The 15,484-nt window shown below is 68.7% G+C and carries 13 protein-coding genes; 3 read left to right on the top strand and 10 right to left on the bottom strand.

The window, feature by feature from the left end; genetic code table 11:
• Nucleotides 1-265 precede the first annotated feature (265 nt).
• The 4 genes from ACH438_RS20420 to dnaK are packed head-to-tail and all read right to left on the bottom strand — an operon-like array spanning nucleotide 266 to nucleotide 4,343.
• Nucleotides 266-661, bottom strand: coding sequence for a heat shock protein transcriptional repressor HspR (locus ACH438_RS20420; protein ID WP_397007420.1), 396 nt, complete (start codon nucleotides 659-661; stop codon nucleotides 266-268).
• Nucleotides 661-1,836: a molecular chaperone DnaJ gene (gene dnaJ, locus ACH438_RS20425; protein WP_397008190.1), complete on the bottom strand. Its 1,176-nt coding sequence runs from the start codon at nucleotides 1,834-1,836 to the stop codon at nucleotides 661-663. The genes ACH438_RS20420 and dnaJ overlap by 1 nt, the downstream gene beginning before the upstream one ends.
• Nucleotides 1,837-1,890: 54 nt before the next feature.
• The gene (gene grpE, locus ACH438_RS20430; protein ID WP_397007422.1) at nucleotides 1,891-2,499 is read right to left on the bottom strand and encodes a nucleotide exchange factor GrpE; all 609 of its coding nucleotides are present in this window, start codon (nucleotides 2,497-2,499) and stop codon (nucleotides 1,891-1,893) included.
• Complete coding sequence (gene dnaK / locus ACH438_RS20435; protein WP_397007424.1) at nucleotides 2,496-4,343, bottom strand: molecular chaperone DnaK; 1,848 nt, start codon at nucleotides 4,341-4,343, stop codon at nucleotides 2,496-2,498. The genes grpE and dnaK overlap by 4 nt, the downstream gene beginning before the upstream one ends.
• Before the next feature lie 345 nt (nucleotides 4,344-4,688).
• On the opposite strand from dnaK, the gene ACH438_RS20440 reads away from it, so the two are divergent.
• Entirely contained in the window at nucleotides 4,689-5,582 is an 894-nt protein-coding gene (locus ACH438_RS20440) for an LLM class flavin-dependent oxidoreductase (RefSeq protein ID WP_397007426.1), read from the top strand.
• A 1-nt stretch (nucleotide 5,583) separates the two neighbouring features.
• Here ACH438_RS20440 and ACH438_RS20445 read toward each other — a convergent pair whose 3' ends face one another.
• The 3 genes from ACH438_RS20445 to ACH438_RS20455 form a co-directional block, all read right to left on the bottom strand.
• A complete protein-coding gene (locus ACH438_RS20445; protein ID WP_397007428.1) occupies nucleotides 5,584-6,492 on the bottom strand; it encodes an RNA polymerase sigma factor in 909 nt (302 codons plus the stop codon).
• A 163-nt stretch (nucleotides 6,493-6,655) separates the two neighbouring features.
• Nucleotides 6,656-7,540: a haloalkane dehalogenase gene (locus tag ACH438_RS20450; RefSeq protein ID WP_397007430.1), complete on the bottom strand. Its 885-nt coding sequence runs from the start codon at nucleotides 7,538-7,540 to the stop codon at nucleotides 6,656-6,658.
• A gap of 89 nt (nucleotides 7,541-7,629) precedes the next feature.
• Nucleotides 7,630-8,124 (bottom strand): MarR family winged helix-turn-helix transcriptional regulator, encoded by a 495-nt coding sequence (locus ACH438_RS20455; protein ID WP_397007432.1) that lies wholly within the window; start codon nucleotides 8,122-8,124, stop codon nucleotides 7,630-7,632.
• Nucleotides 8,125-8,213: 89 nt separating this feature from the next.
• Between ACH438_RS20455 and ACH438_RS20460 the strand changes: the two genes are divergently transcribed.
• Both ACH438_RS20460 and ACH438_RS20465 read left to right on the top strand, forming a co-directional pair.
• On the top strand, nucleotides 8,214-9,917 hold the full coding sequence (locus ACH438_RS20460) for an MFS transporter (protein WP_397007434.1): 1,704 nt from the start codon (nucleotides 8,214-8,216) through the stop codon (nucleotides 9,915-9,917).
• A gap of 46 nt (nucleotides 9,918-9,963) precedes the next feature.
• Entirely contained in the window at nucleotides 9,964-11,127 is a 1,164-nt protein-coding gene (locus ACH438_RS20465) for a zinc-binding dehydrogenase (RefSeq protein ID WP_397007436.1), read from the top strand.
• Between the two features lie 79 nt (nucleotides 11,128-11,206).
• Here the strand turns inward: ACH438_RS20465 and ACH438_RS20470 are convergent, their stop codons facing one another.
• The 3 genes from ACH438_RS20470 to ACH438_RS20480 all read right to left on the bottom strand — a co-directional run bounded on the left by ACH438_RS20470 (nucleotide 11,207) and on the right by ACH438_RS20480 (nucleotide 15,438).
• The gene (locus ACH438_RS20470; protein WP_397007438.1) at nucleotides 11,207-11,722 is read right to left on the bottom strand and encodes a DUF5666 domain-containing protein; all 516 of its coding nucleotides are present in this window, start codon (nucleotides 11,720-11,722) and stop codon (nucleotides 11,207-11,209) included.
• Between the two features lie 158 nt (nucleotides 11,723-11,880).
• Nucleotides 11,881-13,461 carry a dynamin family protein gene (locus ACH438_RS20475; RefSeq protein ID WP_397007440.1) on the bottom strand — a complete coding sequence of 527 codons (1,581 nt, stop codon included), beginning with the start codon at nucleotides 13,459-13,461 and terminating at the stop codon, nucleotides 11,881-11,883.
• Nucleotides 13,462-13,590: 129 nt separating this feature from the next.
• Entirely contained in the window at nucleotides 13,591-15,438 is a 1,848-nt protein-coding gene (locus ACH438_RS20480) for a dynamin family protein (protein ID WP_397007442.1), read from the bottom strand.
• Nucleotides 15,439-15,484 lie beyond the last annotated feature (46 nt).

The raw sequence follows: 15,484 nt of genomic DNA on the forward strand, positions 1-15,484 counted from the left end.
AACGGGACGTTTCAACAACATGCCTGTAATTCCTCGAAAACCTGGCAACTTCGGGAATTCGACGTCGAAAACAGACTGTTCACCTGTAACACGCCGGGCGACACGGGGTTTCAGCCATTGAAGTCGGAGGATTCATTTTGCAAGCCTCGACATTCCAGCGATCACACCGCAACCTCGCCAGCTATTTCTCAACCTACCGGTCTGTTTTTAGTTTTGCAAAAGGGGCCCGGTGACTTTGTCTCCGAGCCCCTTTCGATTTACACCATTACTGAGGTTTGCGCCGATTTCTCGGCTGCCACACTACGAGCGCCGTACTACGCGCGGGCGGCGTGAGATCCGGGCGGTATCCCGCCCGGAGCCTTTCCACCTCCGACGTCAGCTCCGCCACTCGCTGCTGCAACTCCTCGACCTGATTGGTGAGTTCGATGATCCGTTTGATACCGGCGAGATTGACGCCCTCGTCCTGGGACAGCCGCTGCACCTCACGGAGCAGTTCGACATCCCGGTCCGAGTAACGCCGCCCGCCGCCCGAAGTGCGTTGCGGCGACACCAGACCCAGGCGGTCGTACGTGCGCAGCGTCTGGGCATGCATGCCCGCCAGCTGCGCCGCCACCGAGATCAGGAAATACTGCGCCTCATTGCGACTCGGATCGGAACTCATCACGCACCTGCCCATCCCGCACGTGGATCGAAGCCGCCGGCCTTCTCCGCCTCCGCGTAGCGCCGCAGCGCCTCGCCGGCGTCGTCGTCCAGCTTCTGCGGCACCGCGACCTTCACGGTGACCAGCAGGTCACCGGCCGCGCCGTCGCGCTTCGGGACGCCCCGGCCGCGCACCCGCAGGGTGCGGCCGTCGGCGGTGCCCGGCGGCACCTTGACACCCACCCGTCCATCCAGGGTAGGCACGGAAACGGTGGTGCCGAGCACCAATTCGGCATAGCTGACCGGCAGCACCAGGGTCAGGTCGTCGCCATTGCGGCCGAACACCTTGTCCTGGCTGACATGCACGGTCACATACAGGTCGCCGGGCGGCGCGCCACGCAGGCCCGCCTCACCCTGACCCGCCAGCCGGATCCGCTGCCCGTCCCGCACTCCCGGGGGAATGCGCACGGTGATGGTGCGGGTCCGATTCTGGATACCGGTACCGCGGCAGTCGACGCACGGGTCGTCGATGATCGAACCCGTACCCCGGCAGTCCTCACACGGTTCGCTGAATCCGAACGCACCCTGGTTCCGGCTGACGACGCCGGTTCCATTGCAGTGCGGGCAGACCCGCGGCGAGGTGCCGGGCTTGGCGCCACTGCCGTGACAGGTGGTGCAGGCGGCCGGGCTGGTCATGCGCAGCGGCACCGTCACACCCTGCGCCGCCTCGCGGAAGCCCAGCGTGGTCTCGGTCTCCACATCCGACCCGCGCCGCGGGCGCGAAGCGGTGCGGGTGCCACCACGATTGAACAGCCCGCCCAGCAGATCGCCGAGCCCGCCGTCGGCGGCGCCCCCGGCCTGGCCGAAGATGTCGCCGATATTGAAATCGTTGGAGAACCCGCCGCCCTGGCCGTAGCCGGCGCCGGGCGGGAAGCCGCCGCGACCACCGAAACCGCCACCCGCGAACAGCTTCCGGGCCTCGTCGTACTCCTTGCGCTTCTCCGGATCCGACAGCACGGCATGCGCCTCGCTGACGGCCTTGAACCGCTCCTCGGCCGTGGCATCCCCGGGGTTCTTGTCCGGGTGCAGGTCACGGGCCAGCTTGCGGTAGGCCTTCTTGATCTCGTCCTGGGTGGCGCTGGAGGAAATACCCAGCTCTTTGTAGAAGTCCTTCTCGAGCCACTCCCGATTCACCAGGCATCTCCTCCTTTCTCTGTGCGCGCCGGCCGGGATGCCGGCGGGGTGGTCGTATTAATCGGTGCCGGCGGCATCGACGCCAGCGTTCGTGCCCGGCTGCGCCGGATCCGCAACCCCATCGGTGACCCCCACCAGCGCGTGGCGCAGGACGCGGTCGCCGAAGCGGTAGCCCTTGCGCATGACCATGCCCAGCACCGGATTGTGCCCGGAGCCTTCGTGCTGCACGGCCTCGTGCAGGGTCGGGTCGAAAGACTCACCCTCCGAACCGAATTCCTCCAGCCCCTGCTTCTGCAGGGCGAGGGCGAGCTTGTCGGCGACCGCCTTCAGCGGTCCTTCCAGATCGCCGTGTGCGCGGGCCCGATCGAGATCGTCCAGCACACCCAGCAATTCGCCCACCACCGCCGACTTGGCGGTGTCGATGGCGGCCTTGCGGTCGCGTTCGACGCGGCGACGGTAGTTCGCGTATTCGGCGGTCAGGCGCTGCAGGTCGGCGGTGCGCTCGGCGAGTTCGGCACTGATGGCGTCCGCGAGCGAATCCTCGCTCGCCTCACCACCGTTCGCGGCCGAGGCCGCGGCGAAGTCCTCCGCCGCGGCCCCCTCCCGAACCTCGCCAGTGACCGCGTCGATGGTGACCGGTTCCTGTTCCTGGTTCGGATTCGTCACTTCTTCTCCGGCTCCTCGACGACCTCGGCGTCGACCACGGTGTCATCGGACTGCGGGTCGCCCGCCGGTCCGGAACCGTTGCCCTGAGCGGCCTGGTCCGCGGCCGAGGCATCGTAGATGGCCTGACCCAGCGCCTGCGACTCGGTGGCGAGCTTCTCCACCGCGGCCTTGATGACCGCGATATCGGTGCCCTCGAGCGCCTCGTTCGCCTCGGTGATGGCCGCCTCGACCTTGGTCTTGACGTCCGCGGGGACCTTGTCCTCGTTGTCCTTGATGAACTTCTCGGTCTGGTGCACCAGCGACTCGGCCTGGTTGCGGGTCTCCGCTTCCTCGCGCCGCGCCTTGTCCTCGGCGGCGTGCGCCTCGGCGTCCTTCACCATGCGGTCGATCTCGTCCTTGGACAGGCCGGAGCCGTCCTGGATCTTGATCGTGTTCTCCTTGCCGGTGCCCTTGTCCTTCGCGGTCACGTGCACGATGCCGTTGGCATCGATGTCGAAGGTGACCTCGATCTGCGGCACGCCGCGCGGGGCCGGCGGGATGCCGGTCAGCTCGAAGGAACCGAGCAGCTTGTTGTGCGAGGCGATTTCGCGCTCACCCTGGAAGACCTGGATCTGCACGGACGGCTGGTTGTCGTCGGCCGTGGTGAAGGTCTCGGACCGCTTGGTCGGGATGGTGGTGTTGCGCTCGATGAGCTTGGTCATCACGCCGCCCTTGGTCTCGATACCCAGCGACAGCGGGGTGACATCGAGCAGCAGGACGTCCTTGACCTCACCCTTGAGCACACCGGCCTGCAGGGCGGCGCCGATGGCGACGACCTCGTCCGGGTTCACGCCCTTGTTGGGCTCCTTGCCGCCGGTCAGTTCCTTGACCAGGTCGGACACGGCGGGCATACGGGTCGAACCACCAACGAGCACAACGTGATCGATGTCGCCGACCGAGATGCCGGCATCCTTGATGACCGACTGGAACGGCTTGCGGGTGCGGTCCAGCAGATCCGAGGTGATCTTCTGGAACTCGGCGCGGGTCAGCTGCTCGTCGAGGAACAGCGGGTTCTTGTCCGCGTCGACGGTGATGTAGGGCAGGTTGATCGAGGTCGACTGCGAGGACGACAGTTCGATCTTGGCCTTCTCGGCAGCCTCACGCAGCCGCTGCATGGCCATCTTGTCCTTGGTCAGGTCGATGCCCGAGGTGCCCTTGAACTTGTCGACCAGCCAGCCGACGACGCGCTCGTCCCAGTCGTCGCCACCGAGGTGGTTGTCACCGGAGGTGGCACGGACCTCGACGACGCCCTCGCCGATCTCCAGCAGCGAGACGTCGAAGGTACCGCCACCGAGGTCGAAGACCAGGATGGTCTGTTCCTTGTCGCCCTTGTCCAGGCCGTACGCCAGCGCGGCCGCGGTGGGCTCGTTGACGATGCGGAGCACGTTCAGGCCCGCGATCTGGCCGGCCTCCTTGGTGGCCTGGCGCTGCGCGTCCTCGAAGTAGGCGGGGACGGTGATCACGGCGTCGGTGATCTCTTCACCCAGGTAGGCCTCGGCATCGCGCTTCAGCTTCATCAGCGTGCGCGCGGAGATCTCCTGCGGGGTGTACTTCTTGCCGTCGATCTCCACGGTCCAGTCCTCGCCCATGTGGCGCTTGACGGACCGGATGGTGCGATCGACGTTCGTGACTGCCTGGTTCTTCGCGGGCTGACCCACGAGAACCTCGCCGTTCTTCGCGAACGCGACGATCGACGGAGTGGTGCGCGATCCCTCCGAGTTGGCGACGACGACCGGCTCACCGCCTTCGAGAACAGCGATGACCGAGTTCGTGGTCCCGAGGTCGATACCGACCGCACGAGCCATGGTGTTTCCTCCTGGTTTGACGTACCTACGCACTCAACCCACCTCTCGGGAGACTCTCGGGGCATACGCCCCCGAACCCTTGAAGCCGGGAGAGTGCACATTTCTCAGCAACACTGAGTGTGGTCCGCTCAATCCTGCACCCGAATCGGTCGGCGTGCAACTCGAACTTGAGTCCAAGACACTCAACATTGTCTGATCAGCTCCAACCGACCAGGTGGATCACCTATTCCCCGCGGCGGGGAAATTTTTCCGGACACGCCCCGGATGGCCCGGCGAGTCCGAAATGCCGGGCTTGCTGGGCTCGGGCCGTGAAGATCATCCCAACGTCGTCGCAGCTGAGGAGGGATGTTGGCAGCCCGGTTCGGCATCTCGATCCCGCCGGTCGCGTCGGCGTTGCCGGTCGTCCTCGACATGGCCAAGGCCGCCGACGACGAAGGACTGGACCTGGTCGGCATCCAGGACCATCCGTACAACGCCGAATTCGGCGACGCCTTCGCGGTGCTCGGCGCCTGCCTGGCGGCCACCACTCGCGTCAGCGTCTACCCCGGCGTGGCCAATCTGCCACTGCGCACCCCGGCCATGATCGCCAAACACGCGGCCACCCTCGATCTGCTCAGCGGCGGCCGCTTCGAACTCGGCCTGGGCGCGGGCGCTTTCGAGAGCGGCGTGATCGGCATGGGCGGCCCGCTCCGCAAGGGCCGCGCCGCACTGCTCGCCCTGGCCGAGGGCATCGAGATCATCCGCGCCGAATGGCGGCCCGGGCGACTGGTTTCCGTGCTCGGCACCGAATACACCGTGCAGGGCATCGAGGGCGGGCCCGCGCCCGCCCACCCCATCGGCATCTGGGTCGGCGGCATGGGACCGCACGCCATGGACCTGATCGGCACCTTCGCCGACGGCTGGGTCGCGCCCCTGCCCAACTGGATGCCCTGGGAACACTGGGGACCCGCCAATGCCCGCATCGACACCGCCGCCCGGGCCGTCGGCCGCGAGCCCGGCGCCATCTCCCGCCTGGCCGCCCTCCCCGGCGTGGTCAGCGACCGCCCCCTCCAACCGGATCCCCGCGGCGCCAACCCGATTCACGGCTCCGCCGACGAATGGGCGGACATCATCGCCCACCTGGCCCAGCAACGCGGCTTCGACACCTTCATCTATTGGCCACCCGGTTTCGACGTGGACCAGGTGCAACGCTTCGCCCGCCTGGTGGTCCCGGCCGCGCGAGAACGATTGGGCGAGTAGCTCAGTCCAGCAGCGAGAACCGGCCGGAATGCAGAATCCCCGCGATGGCATCGATCTTCGCCTGCGGCGCCGCGTAATCCGGATGTCCGCCGATGATCGCCGCCGCATCGTGCAACCGGATCATCTGCCGCTCCGCTTCGGCGACATCACGCCCACCGGGCGTCACCGGATGCGACGCGAACGCCGGACGGCGCGGGTCCACGCGGCCGAGGTCGATCGCCTTCTCCACCCGGCGCGAACAACGGCAGAAGGCCTGCGGATTCGCCAGCCCGCAGGCCTTCGTGAGGAAGTTCCCGAGCCGCTTCTTGGCCCGCTCCAAGCGTTTCCGATGCGCCGCGGGCGTGGTGTCCGCGATCCACGCCGCCTCGGCGGAACTCAATCCGAAGACCTCGGAGAGCACATAGGCCACCCGTTCCTCGCGCGCCAGACACTGCAACATGGCCTGCGTGCAGTTCAGCCGCGTCTCATGGGTGAGCAGCTCCGCCTCCGGCCCCCGGTAATCCTCCGCTGCCAGACCGTCTTTCAGGCTCTCCCCGAATTCGTCGAGGCTGACCTGCGTCGCCTCCTGCGGCGACTGCCGCTTCAGGTTCAGCAGATAGTTGACCCCGACCCGGTACGCCCAGGTCAGCAGCTTCGCCTCACCCCGCCAACTCGCGAGATTGCCGGCCACCCGCAGGAGGATCTCCTGCGTGGCGTCCTCGGCGTCGGCGGGCCGCCACACCATGCGCAGCGCCAGCCGATAGATCGGATCCTGCAGCACCCGTACCACGTCGGAGATCGCGTCCCGATCCCCCGAGACCGCGCGGGCGACCAGCGCCACCTCGGCGGCATCCGGGCCGCGCCCGGCGGATACCTCCTCGGCGGCGAGGTCGCTGCCGTGCGCCTCGGGCTCATGCGGCTCGTACTCCATGCCGCCAGCTTGAGTCCGTATCCGGCGCGGCGCAACCAGTGCCGGCGAGCTCCGCGCCGCGATTCGCGCAGAGCGAAGGCGCACGAGCCGCACCCGGGCGGCGGGGGCGCGGCCAATGGCTGTGCCCCCGCCGCGCCCCACAATCGGGCCTGCCCCGGCGTTTTCAGGCCACCGCCGGGGTGGAGAGCAGCGCGTGGCGGTGGATCCAGTCGGCGACGGCGGCGCCGATGGCGTCGGGCTGGTCTTCCGGGCAGTGGTGGCCGGCCGGGCCGATATTCACGGTTTCGGCGGCGGCGAAGGTTTTCGCGGCCCACTCGATCATCTCGGGTGAGCCGAGGCCGACGCCGGCCTCGACGCCCAGGACGAGCTTGGGCACCTCGGGGGTTTCCGCCATCCAGCGGTCGTAGTTCTCGATGACGGCGACCACGTCGGCGGGTTCGCCGTCGAAGGGGAATTCGCGCGGCCACACCAGCATCGGCTTGCGGGATTCCGGGGTGGGGTAGGGCTTGCGGTACTCCTCGAGCGCCGACAGGGACAGGCTGCGGGTGGAGGCGGGCAGGTTGAACTCGATGAACATATTGCGTTCGAGGACCATCTCCTCGCCCTCGGGGGACCGGAAGCGGCGGAACAGTTCCGCGCCCTGCGGCGGCATCTCCGACCAGAGCATCGGCCGCAGGAAGGTCTCCATCACGGCGATGCCGCGCACCCGGCCGGGATGCCTTGCGGCCCAGTCCATTCCGAGCGCGCCACCCCAGTCGTGCCCGACCAGGACGACCTCGTCCAGGCCCAGCGCGTCGAACCAGGCGTCGAGGTAGCGGGCGTGGTCGGTGAAGCGGTAGTCGCTGTCCGGCTTGCCGGAGGCGCCCATGCCGATGAGATCCGGTGCCAGCGCGCGGGTTTCGCCGCTCACGTGCGGGATCACATTGCGCCAGATATAGGAGGAGGTGGGGTTGCCGTGCAGGAACACGACCGGGATCGTGCCGCTGCCGGTGTCGGTGTCGGTGTCGGTGTAGTTGAGGAACGAGTCGAGCACATCGATGGTGGCCATCGGATTGTCCTTCCGGGTGAGTTGCCTACACCTGGTTGGACACACGCCGCGGGCGGCTGTGACATCCCGGTTCGGTGATCCGGGTCACATCAGGCGGTGCAGTCCGATTCGGACTTCAGACCGGGGTGAATACCGGGCGTGAGCCCGGCCTGCACGGCGACCCGCTGCAGCAGTCCGATGAGCGTCGCCCGCTCGGCCGGGTCGAGGGCGCCCACCATTTCCCCGTCGAGTCCAAGTGCGAGCCGGTCCGCTTCGGCGATCACGTCACGGGCGGCGGGCAGCAGGTGCACGGCGTGCGCGCGCCGGTCGACCGGGTGCCGGCGGCGTTCCACCAGTCCGCGTTGTTCCAGCGCGTCGACGAGCCCGACCATCACGTTGCGGTGGATGCCGAGCGCGTCGCACAGCTGCTGCTGTGTCATGCCGTCATTGGCTTCGAGGATGCGCAGGGCGCCGTACTGACCGGGTTTGAGGCCGAGGGGCGCGAGCAGCGCGACGAATCGGTATTCGGCCTGAGATCCCAACTGCGCGAAGAGAAATGCGGCGCGCTCGAACATCGGGGGGTAGTTGGAATCGGCGTCGGTCACCCACCCAGGGTACATCCCCGGCGGCATCAACGCCCACAAAGTGATTGCCCTATTGTGTGATAATCACTTCAGGTGCATAGTTTGGAAGCATGGACACGAAAACCGCAGCACCTCTCGAATCGATCCCCCTCGACCCCCGCCGCTGGATAGCCTTCGCCGTCGTCCTCGCGGCCGGATTCATGGACCTGCTCGACGTCACCATCGTCAATGTGGCCGTCCCGAGCATCCAGAAGGACCTCGGCGCCGCCTACTCCCAGATCGAATGGATCATCGCCGCCTACGTGCTCTCCTTCGCGGCGGTCCTCATCACCGGCGGCCGGCTCGGCGACATCTTCGGCCGCAAACGCCTGTTCCTGACCGGCATGACCGGATTCACCATCGCCTCACTGGTCTGCGGCCTGGCCGGCTCACCCGCCGTGCTGATCGGCTCCCGCTTCGCGCAGGGCGCGATGGCCGGGCTCATGGTGCCGCAGATCCTCGCCATCATCCGCGTCACCTTCCCGAAGTCGGAGCGCGCCAAGGCGATCGCCATCTACAGCGGCGTCGGCGGCTCCGCGTCCGCGGTCGGGCTCGCGCTGGGCGGGCTGCTGGTGCAGGGGAACCTGTTCGGGCTGGAGTGGCGGCCGATCTTCCTGGTGAACGTGCCGGTCGGGGTGCTGGCGCTGATCGCGACCGCGCTCGTCATGCGGGATTCCCGCGCCCCGCACGCCCCGCGACTGGACATCCCCGGCATGGCGCTGGCCGTGTCGTCGGTGCTGCTGCTGGTGTATCCGCTCACCGAGGGCCGCCGATTGGGCTGGCCCGCATGGACTTTCGTGATGATGGCGGCCGCCGCGGGACTGTTCGCGGCCTTCGTCGGCTATGAGCGGTGGCGGGCGCGGACCGTCGGGTCACCGCTGATCGATCTGGATCTGTTCCGGTCGCGGCCCTTCACGATCGGGCTGGCGAGCTGGCTGCTGTTCTGGATCGGATTCGGTGGGTTCTTCCTCATCTGGACGCTGTTCATGCAGGCCGGGCTGGGCTGGTCGCCCATGCGGGCCGGGCTGACCTCGGTGTTCTTCGCGGTCGGCGCGGGCATCGGGGCGGGCACGTCGGTGAGTGTGCTGGCGCCGCGGTTCGGCAAATGGGTGCTGCTGGCGGGTGGTGTCGTCACCGCGCTCGGGTTCGCGGTGTACGGCGGGATGGCCACGCATTACGAATCCGGTTTCGCCTCTTGGCAGATGGTGCTGCCGTTGATCGTGACCGGTATCGGTTTCGGCATCGTGGTCGCGCCGACCATCGACATGCTGCTCGGCCAGATCCCGGACCGCGAGGCCGGGGCGGCGTCCGGACTGCTCAATACCGGCCAGCAGCTGGGGATGGCGCTGGGCGTGGCCCTGGTCGGCATCCTGTTCTTCACCCAGCTCGACCATGATTCGGCGCGCGGCGTGCAGGCCGTCGCGGCGCAGACCCGCACCGAACTGACCGCCGCCGGGATGCCCGCACCCGCCGCCGACGAGATCCTCGCGAGCTTCCGCGCCTGCGTGCGGGACCGTTCCGCGGAGATCGATCCGTCCGCCGTGCCCGCCAGCTGCAAGACGAGCACGCCCGCGAACCAGGCCGTCGCGCACGCCCTGACCCGCGCGGGCCAGGACGCGAACGCGGTCAATTTCGCGCACACCTTCGACCGCACCCTGGAGTGGGGCATCGGCCTGATGGCGCTGGTCTGCCTCGGATTCCTGGCCCTGCCGAAGAACGTCCGGCCGGCGCAGCACGAGACCGACACGTCGGAAACCGAACTCGTGGAGGTCTGACTGCGAGAAGAATCGCCCTCGTCAACGTCTTTCGACAGGAGTCATCATGCGCGCGGTCGTGCTCACCAAGGGCGAATTCCGAGTGGAGGACCTGCCCATCCCCACCCCCGGACCGGGACAGCTGCTGGTGGACGTCACCCGCTGCGGCATCTGCGGATCCGACCTGCACGCCCGGGTGCACGGCGACGATCTCGCCGACCTGGCCGCCGCCACCGGCTACGACAACTTCATGCGCTCCGACCAGAACATCGTGCTCGGGCACGAATTCACCGGCGAGGCGCTCGAATACGGGCCCGGTACGCGCCGCCGCTGGAAGCCGGGCACCCCGGTGGTGGCGCTGCCGATCCTGCGGCACGGGCGGGTACCCGAACTCACCGGGCTGTCGGCGGCCGCGCCCGGCGGGTACGCCGAACAGGTATTGGTGCAGGAGGCCATGACCTTCGAGGTGCCCAACGGCCTGGCCCCGGACCTCGCCGCGCTGACCGAGCCCATGGCGGTGGGCTGGCATGCGGTGCGCCGGGGACGGGTCGGCCGGAATCAGACGGCGTTCGTGATCGGTTGCGGGCCCATCGGACTCGCCGTCATCTCCATGCTGAAGGCGTCGGGGGTGCGGACCGTGGTGGCCAGCGACTTCTCCCCGCGCCGACGGGAACTCGCCACCCGGTGCGGGGCCGATGTGGTCGTCGATCCCGGGGTCGAATCACCGTGGGAGGCAACGCCGAAGAAGTCGCGCATCAATGGCGCCAGTGACATTCTCAATCTGGGCTTCGACGCCATGGAACGGCTGCGCCGGATTCCGAATGTGCCGTGGTGGTACATCTTCCGGCTCGCGCACACCCTGAATCAGGGGCCGTCCGGGCCGGTCGTCTTCGAATGCGTCGGCGTCCCGGGCATTCTCGATCAGATCCTGAGCGCCGCGCCGCCGATGTCGCGCGTCGTGGTCGTCGGCGTGTGCATGCAGCCCGACACCATTCATCCGGCCACCGCCATCAACAAGGAGATCGACCTGCGGTTCGTGCTCGGTTACGACCCGGGCGAATTCCGCGACACGCTGCACATGATCGCGGACGGCAAGGTCGATCCGTCCCCGCTCATCACCGGCACCATCGGCCTGGCCGGGGTGGACGCCGCCTTCACGGCGCTCGGCTCACCCGAACATCACGCGAAGGTCCTGATCGATCCGCGGAGTCCGGCCGTCACGCTCGGCTGACCGCCGGCGAATACGGCTCCCCGGGGACGGCACCCCGGGGGAGCGACAAGGCAAGCTGCGGCGACAGGGAATAGCGCAATCAGTTCGTGGGGGTAGCGCTCGGGGCCGGCGCGCCGGACGGGTTCGCGGACGGATTACCCGACGGGTTCATGCGCTCCCGGGCGTGCTCGATGCGGGTGGCGGTGATGGTGCCGTTGGCCTCCTGGCCTTCGACGCGGATCTTGTCGCCGACGGCGAACTGCGCCGCGGTCTCCTGCTTCTCCTTGGTGCCGAACTGGGTCTGGGCATTGATGGTGACGGTCTCGGAACTGCCGTCCTGCTTGGTGATCAGCCAGCTGCCGCTGCCCTCGGTCTTGATGGTGCCGAAGGCGCCGCCGCGCGGGCCACGGTGACCGCCCGGACTGCCCGGCTGCGGGGTCTGGGACTGCGACTGGGAGGAGGCCGGGGCGCTGCTGGTGCCGCTGTTGGAGCTGCACGCGGCCAATCCGACGACGCCGGCCACCGCCAGGGTCACGGCTCCGAGGGCGAGATTGATGCGCCGCCGGCGGGAGTGGCGCGGTGCGGGTTCCTGCTCGGCAGGGGTTGAGTTCGTCATGACGGCTACGCTATTGGCGCTGCTTGTGAGGTCGCTGGGCGCGCGCTGGTGAGTCACTCTCAGGTCGGTGCGAACGACCAGCCGGTTTCGAACGCGATACACAGCACTGTCCCAGGACGCATTTCTCACGCTTACGACGTCTCGCCCGCGACTCGAGATTATTTGTGCCGCACCGGATCCAAGGCCGGGAAGGGCGTGGTCGGCGGCTCGTGCAGGACCTCCAGCAGGCCCTCCGCACTGCGCGCCGCCGTCAGGCACGCATTCGTCATGGCTTGATCCGCCAGCGGATGACGAGCCCGCGCACGCCATTTGCGCACCGCCGCCATAGCCGCCTCCCGCTGGGTAGCCAGATCGGTGTGCGGCGGCAGGCCCAGGCGCAAGGTCGGCGACACTCCCGCCCCACCGATCAGTCGCTGCAATTCGGCGAGATCATCTGCGGGCAAAGGTAGTTCGTCGGCTCGCAGGTGACCCAGCAGCCGTAGCTCGGTGAAACCGTGCACATCGGCGAGCAGCGTCCGCACCCGCGGGAACAACGCATCCGCCGCGCTTCCCGGATGCGCGCGCAGGATGCGGGCCAGGGCGGTGAGCGCCGAATGCGCCTTCAATTCCTCCGCGCGCTGCGCGAACTGCACATCCAGGACCGTGCGCAGTTCGTCCAGGCCACTGCGGTCGGTGAGTTCGGCCGCCAGCGTGTGCGCGTCACGCACACCCAACCGGATCAGCGTGACCGCCAAGCGAATTCCGAACAATCCGAAGCGCGCCACCAGATGCGCGCGCAACTCCGGCGGGACCGGCAGCGGCGACTCCGGGCGGGCGAAACGATCCGCCGACAACAATGCCGCGCCCAGCTCGTCCACCGGTATCGCCGCCAGTGCCTCGAAGGCCGCGAACTCCCGCTGCCGCAAGGTCGCCGCCGCGAACGCCAGCAGGCCCGCCACCGGAATCACCGACTGGCACAAGCCCGTTCGCTCCAGCTCCACCGCGAAACGCGTGGCCACATCCCGCGCCGAATGCAGGGCGTCGATGCGGCCCGCCCCGATCTCATCGGCCCGCGACACCACGCCGATCACGCCCAGCGGGCCACCGGCGCCCGCGCCCGCGCCGATGTGCTCCAGGAAATCCACATCCGCCGCGTCCAGGCGGCGCAGCAGGTAGACGACGGCATCGGCGCTCGGCAACGCGGTGCCGGAGGTGCTCGGCGTGAGCAGTTTCGAGGTCCGCGCCGACACCTCCCGCGACAGCGAGGAGATACCCGGTGTGTCGATGACCGTGGTGCGCGCGAGCTCCGCCGACGGCCACTCCACCTCCAGCCGGTCGACTTCGCGCGGCTCCGGCGCATTCCAGCGCAACGCCGACAGATCGAAGGTGAGCCCGTGCGCGCCCGGCAGGCCCTCGGTGCCGCGGCCGCGCCGCACCACCACATCGGCGCGGGCGCCGTCGTCGGCGCGGGCCGTCACGCGCGGAGCGGCGCCATTGCGGTACCAGGTCACCAGGCGCGTGCACTCGGTCGCATCCGTCGGCGCGATGTCCTGGCCGACCAGGGCGTTCAAGAGTGTCGATTTACCGGCCTTGAGCTGGCCCGCCAAGGCCACTCGCAGCGGCTCGTCGAGCCGGCGCGCGCACTCGTCGAGCTGGGCCCGCACCCGCGGCCGGTCCGCCAGCGCACGCCGCGCCGCCGCCACCAGGCCCCGCGTCTCCGGCACCACTCCGTATCCGATACCGCCCAGGTCGTCCCTCATGGGTTCCTGATTCCGCAGCACACCGCACCTCCACGCGTCGCATGGGATTCGATATCGACCCGCGCCCCGTTAGCAACCCCGGCGTCCCCTCACAGGAACCTCCCACCCGAGACGCCGGGCACGAACCGCTCAAGAGCGGGCCTCCAGGGCCGGAGGCCGCGGCGCGGCGGGGAGGGCGCGCAGCGAATCGGAGACGCGGCGGAGTTCGGCCACCACGCGCAGGCGGCGTTCCAGCTCGGTCGCGCGTTCGGCGCGGCGCGCGGACTCCAGGTTCGCGGCCTCCTGTGCGGCGCGCAGGGATTCGTCGAGGGAGCGCAGGGTGCGGTCGGCGATGGCGGTGAAATGGTCGCGCAGCAGCCGGTGGATGCGGTGCAGGCGGTCCTTCGTCTCCTTGCCGGTGTGGAAGGCGACATCGTCCAGGTAGCGGCGCACCGCCATCTTCGCGTCGGCGCGGCGCTTGGCCAGGCGGGCCCGCTTATCGTCACTGAAAGCCTTGCCGCCGAGCAGTACACCCGCGCCGAGCGAGATCGGATTCACCAGTGACAGCCCGGCCAGCGTGCCGACCAGGCCCGCCATCACCACGCCACCGTAGGAGCCACGCACACCGACCAGCAGCTTGTGACCCAGGCCCAGATCCGGTTCCAGGTCCGCGAGCGTGCAGGAATCGGAACGAGAACCGTTCTGCTCCAGCAGCTCCCGCAACTCGGGTAGCTCGACCGCACCCAGTTCGGTGAAGTGCGCCGCCACCCGTTCACCCAGATCCACGGCGCGGGCGCGGGTCCACAGCAGGTTGTCGCCGAGGGCGGTGCCGACGGTGGCGGTCAGCCACTCCTCCACGGTTTCCCAGTGCCGGCCGGGATCGTTCGCATCGATCCATTCCTCGGCCTCGCGGCCGATGTTCCGCAGCCGATCCCGCAGATCGTGATCCACATCCCCTGCCAGATCCGTGACGCCGTCACCCAGCGTCTGCTGCCACGCGGCGGTCGCGCGATGCATCTGCTCGGCGGCCGTGCGCGCGGACTGCAACTCCCGCACCGCCGCCGCGGCCCGCTCCGGATCCCGCAGCGCCACCAGCTCACTACCGATGGCCAGGGCCAGATGCTCGGCAGCGGAACCGATCTCGAGACCGATGGTGCGCTGCACGGCCACCTGATCCCGCGCCACCACCTGCTCCCGCAGGAACTGGAACACCGGCCCGAATCCCGACTCCAGGCCGAGCTGCTCGTCCCGCAGCCGCATGGCATGCGTGCGCAGCACCGCCGACACCGGCAACATGGGGACCTCGACCCCATTGCGCGCCAGATGATTCCGATTCGCCTCGAACACCTGCCGCCAATGCGGATACAGATCGATCTTGCTGAGCAACACCGCGACCGCCGGGCACAGCTCCCGCACCTGCCGCAGAAACTCCACCTCCGGATCGGTCAACTCGGTGGAGGCATCACTGATCAGGAACACCGCATCCGCCGCCGGCACCGCACCCAGCACCGCCGCGGCACCCCCCGTCCCGTGCACCCCCAGCCCCGGGGTATCCACCACGACGATCCCATCCCCCAGCAACTGATTCGGCACCTCGACCTCGAGCCGCAAAACCGCCCGCCCCCGCGCCTGCGGAGCCCGCGCGGTCACCGTCCCGATCTCCCCGACCGCCAACGGAATCCGCTCCACCTCCCCGCCCCCGGCCCCCGCGACGACGAGCGCCGCCCCAGCCTGCGCCCCATAGGACAACGCCGTCACCACGCCGGTGGTGGCGTCATCCCCGACAGCGCACACCTCCATATTCAGCAGCGCATTCACGAACTGGCTCTTCCCCTGATTGGCCAGCCCCGCGACAACGATCCGCCGGCGCGGATCCCGCACCTTCCCCGCCAGCACCTCCAACCGCCCCACCAGATCCCCCCGGTCGGCGCCCCGCGCCACCCCGATGGTCTCCGAAAGTATCGACAGCAAAGACTGCGCCGCCACAATGCCGGTCACGCGAACCCCTACCAATCCCTCATCTGCTCAATGACTTCCGTGCGCC

This window comes from Nocardia sp. NPDC020380 (assembly GCF_044386975.1).
Taxonomy (GTDB): Bacteria; Actinomycetota; Actinomycetes; order Mycobacteriales; family Mycobacteriaceae; genus Nocardia.

Coding starts and splice junctions, on each gene's coding strand:
- ACH438_RS20465 (WP_397007436.1), top strand. CDS start 9,964: ATGCGCGCGGTCGTGCTCACCAAGGGCGAATTCCGAGTGGAGGACCTG.
- ACH438_RS20460 (WP_397007434.1), top strand. CDS start 8,214: ATGGACACGAAAACCGCAGCACCTCTCGAATCGATCCCCCTCGACCCC.
- ACH438_RS20450 (WP_397007430.1), bottom strand. CDS start 7,540: ATGGCCACCATCGATGTGCTCGACTCGTTCCTCAACTACACCGACACC.
- ACH438_RS20475 (WP_397007440.1), bottom strand. CDS start 13,461: ATGAGGGACGACCTGGGCGGTATCGGATACGGAGTGGTGCCGGAGACG.
- ACH438_RS20445 (WP_397007428.1), bottom strand. CDS start 6,492: ATGGAGTACGAGCCGCATGAGCCCGAGGCGCACGGCAGCGACCTCGCC.
- ACH438_RS20440 (WP_397007426.1), top strand. CDS start 4,689: ATGTTGGCAGCCCGGTTCGGCATCTCGATCCCGCCGGTCGCGTCGGCG.
- ACH438_RS20420 (WP_397007420.1), bottom strand. CDS start 661: ATGAGTTCCGATCCGAGTCGCAATGAGGCGCAGTATTTCCTGATCTCG.
- ACH438_RS20470 (WP_397007438.1), bottom strand. CDS start 11,722: ATGACGAACTCAACCCCTGCCGAGCAGGAACCCGCACCGCGCCACTCC.
- dnaK (WP_397007424.1), bottom strand. CDS start 4,343: ATGGCTCGTGCGGTCGGTATCGACCTCGGGACCACGAACTCGGTCATC.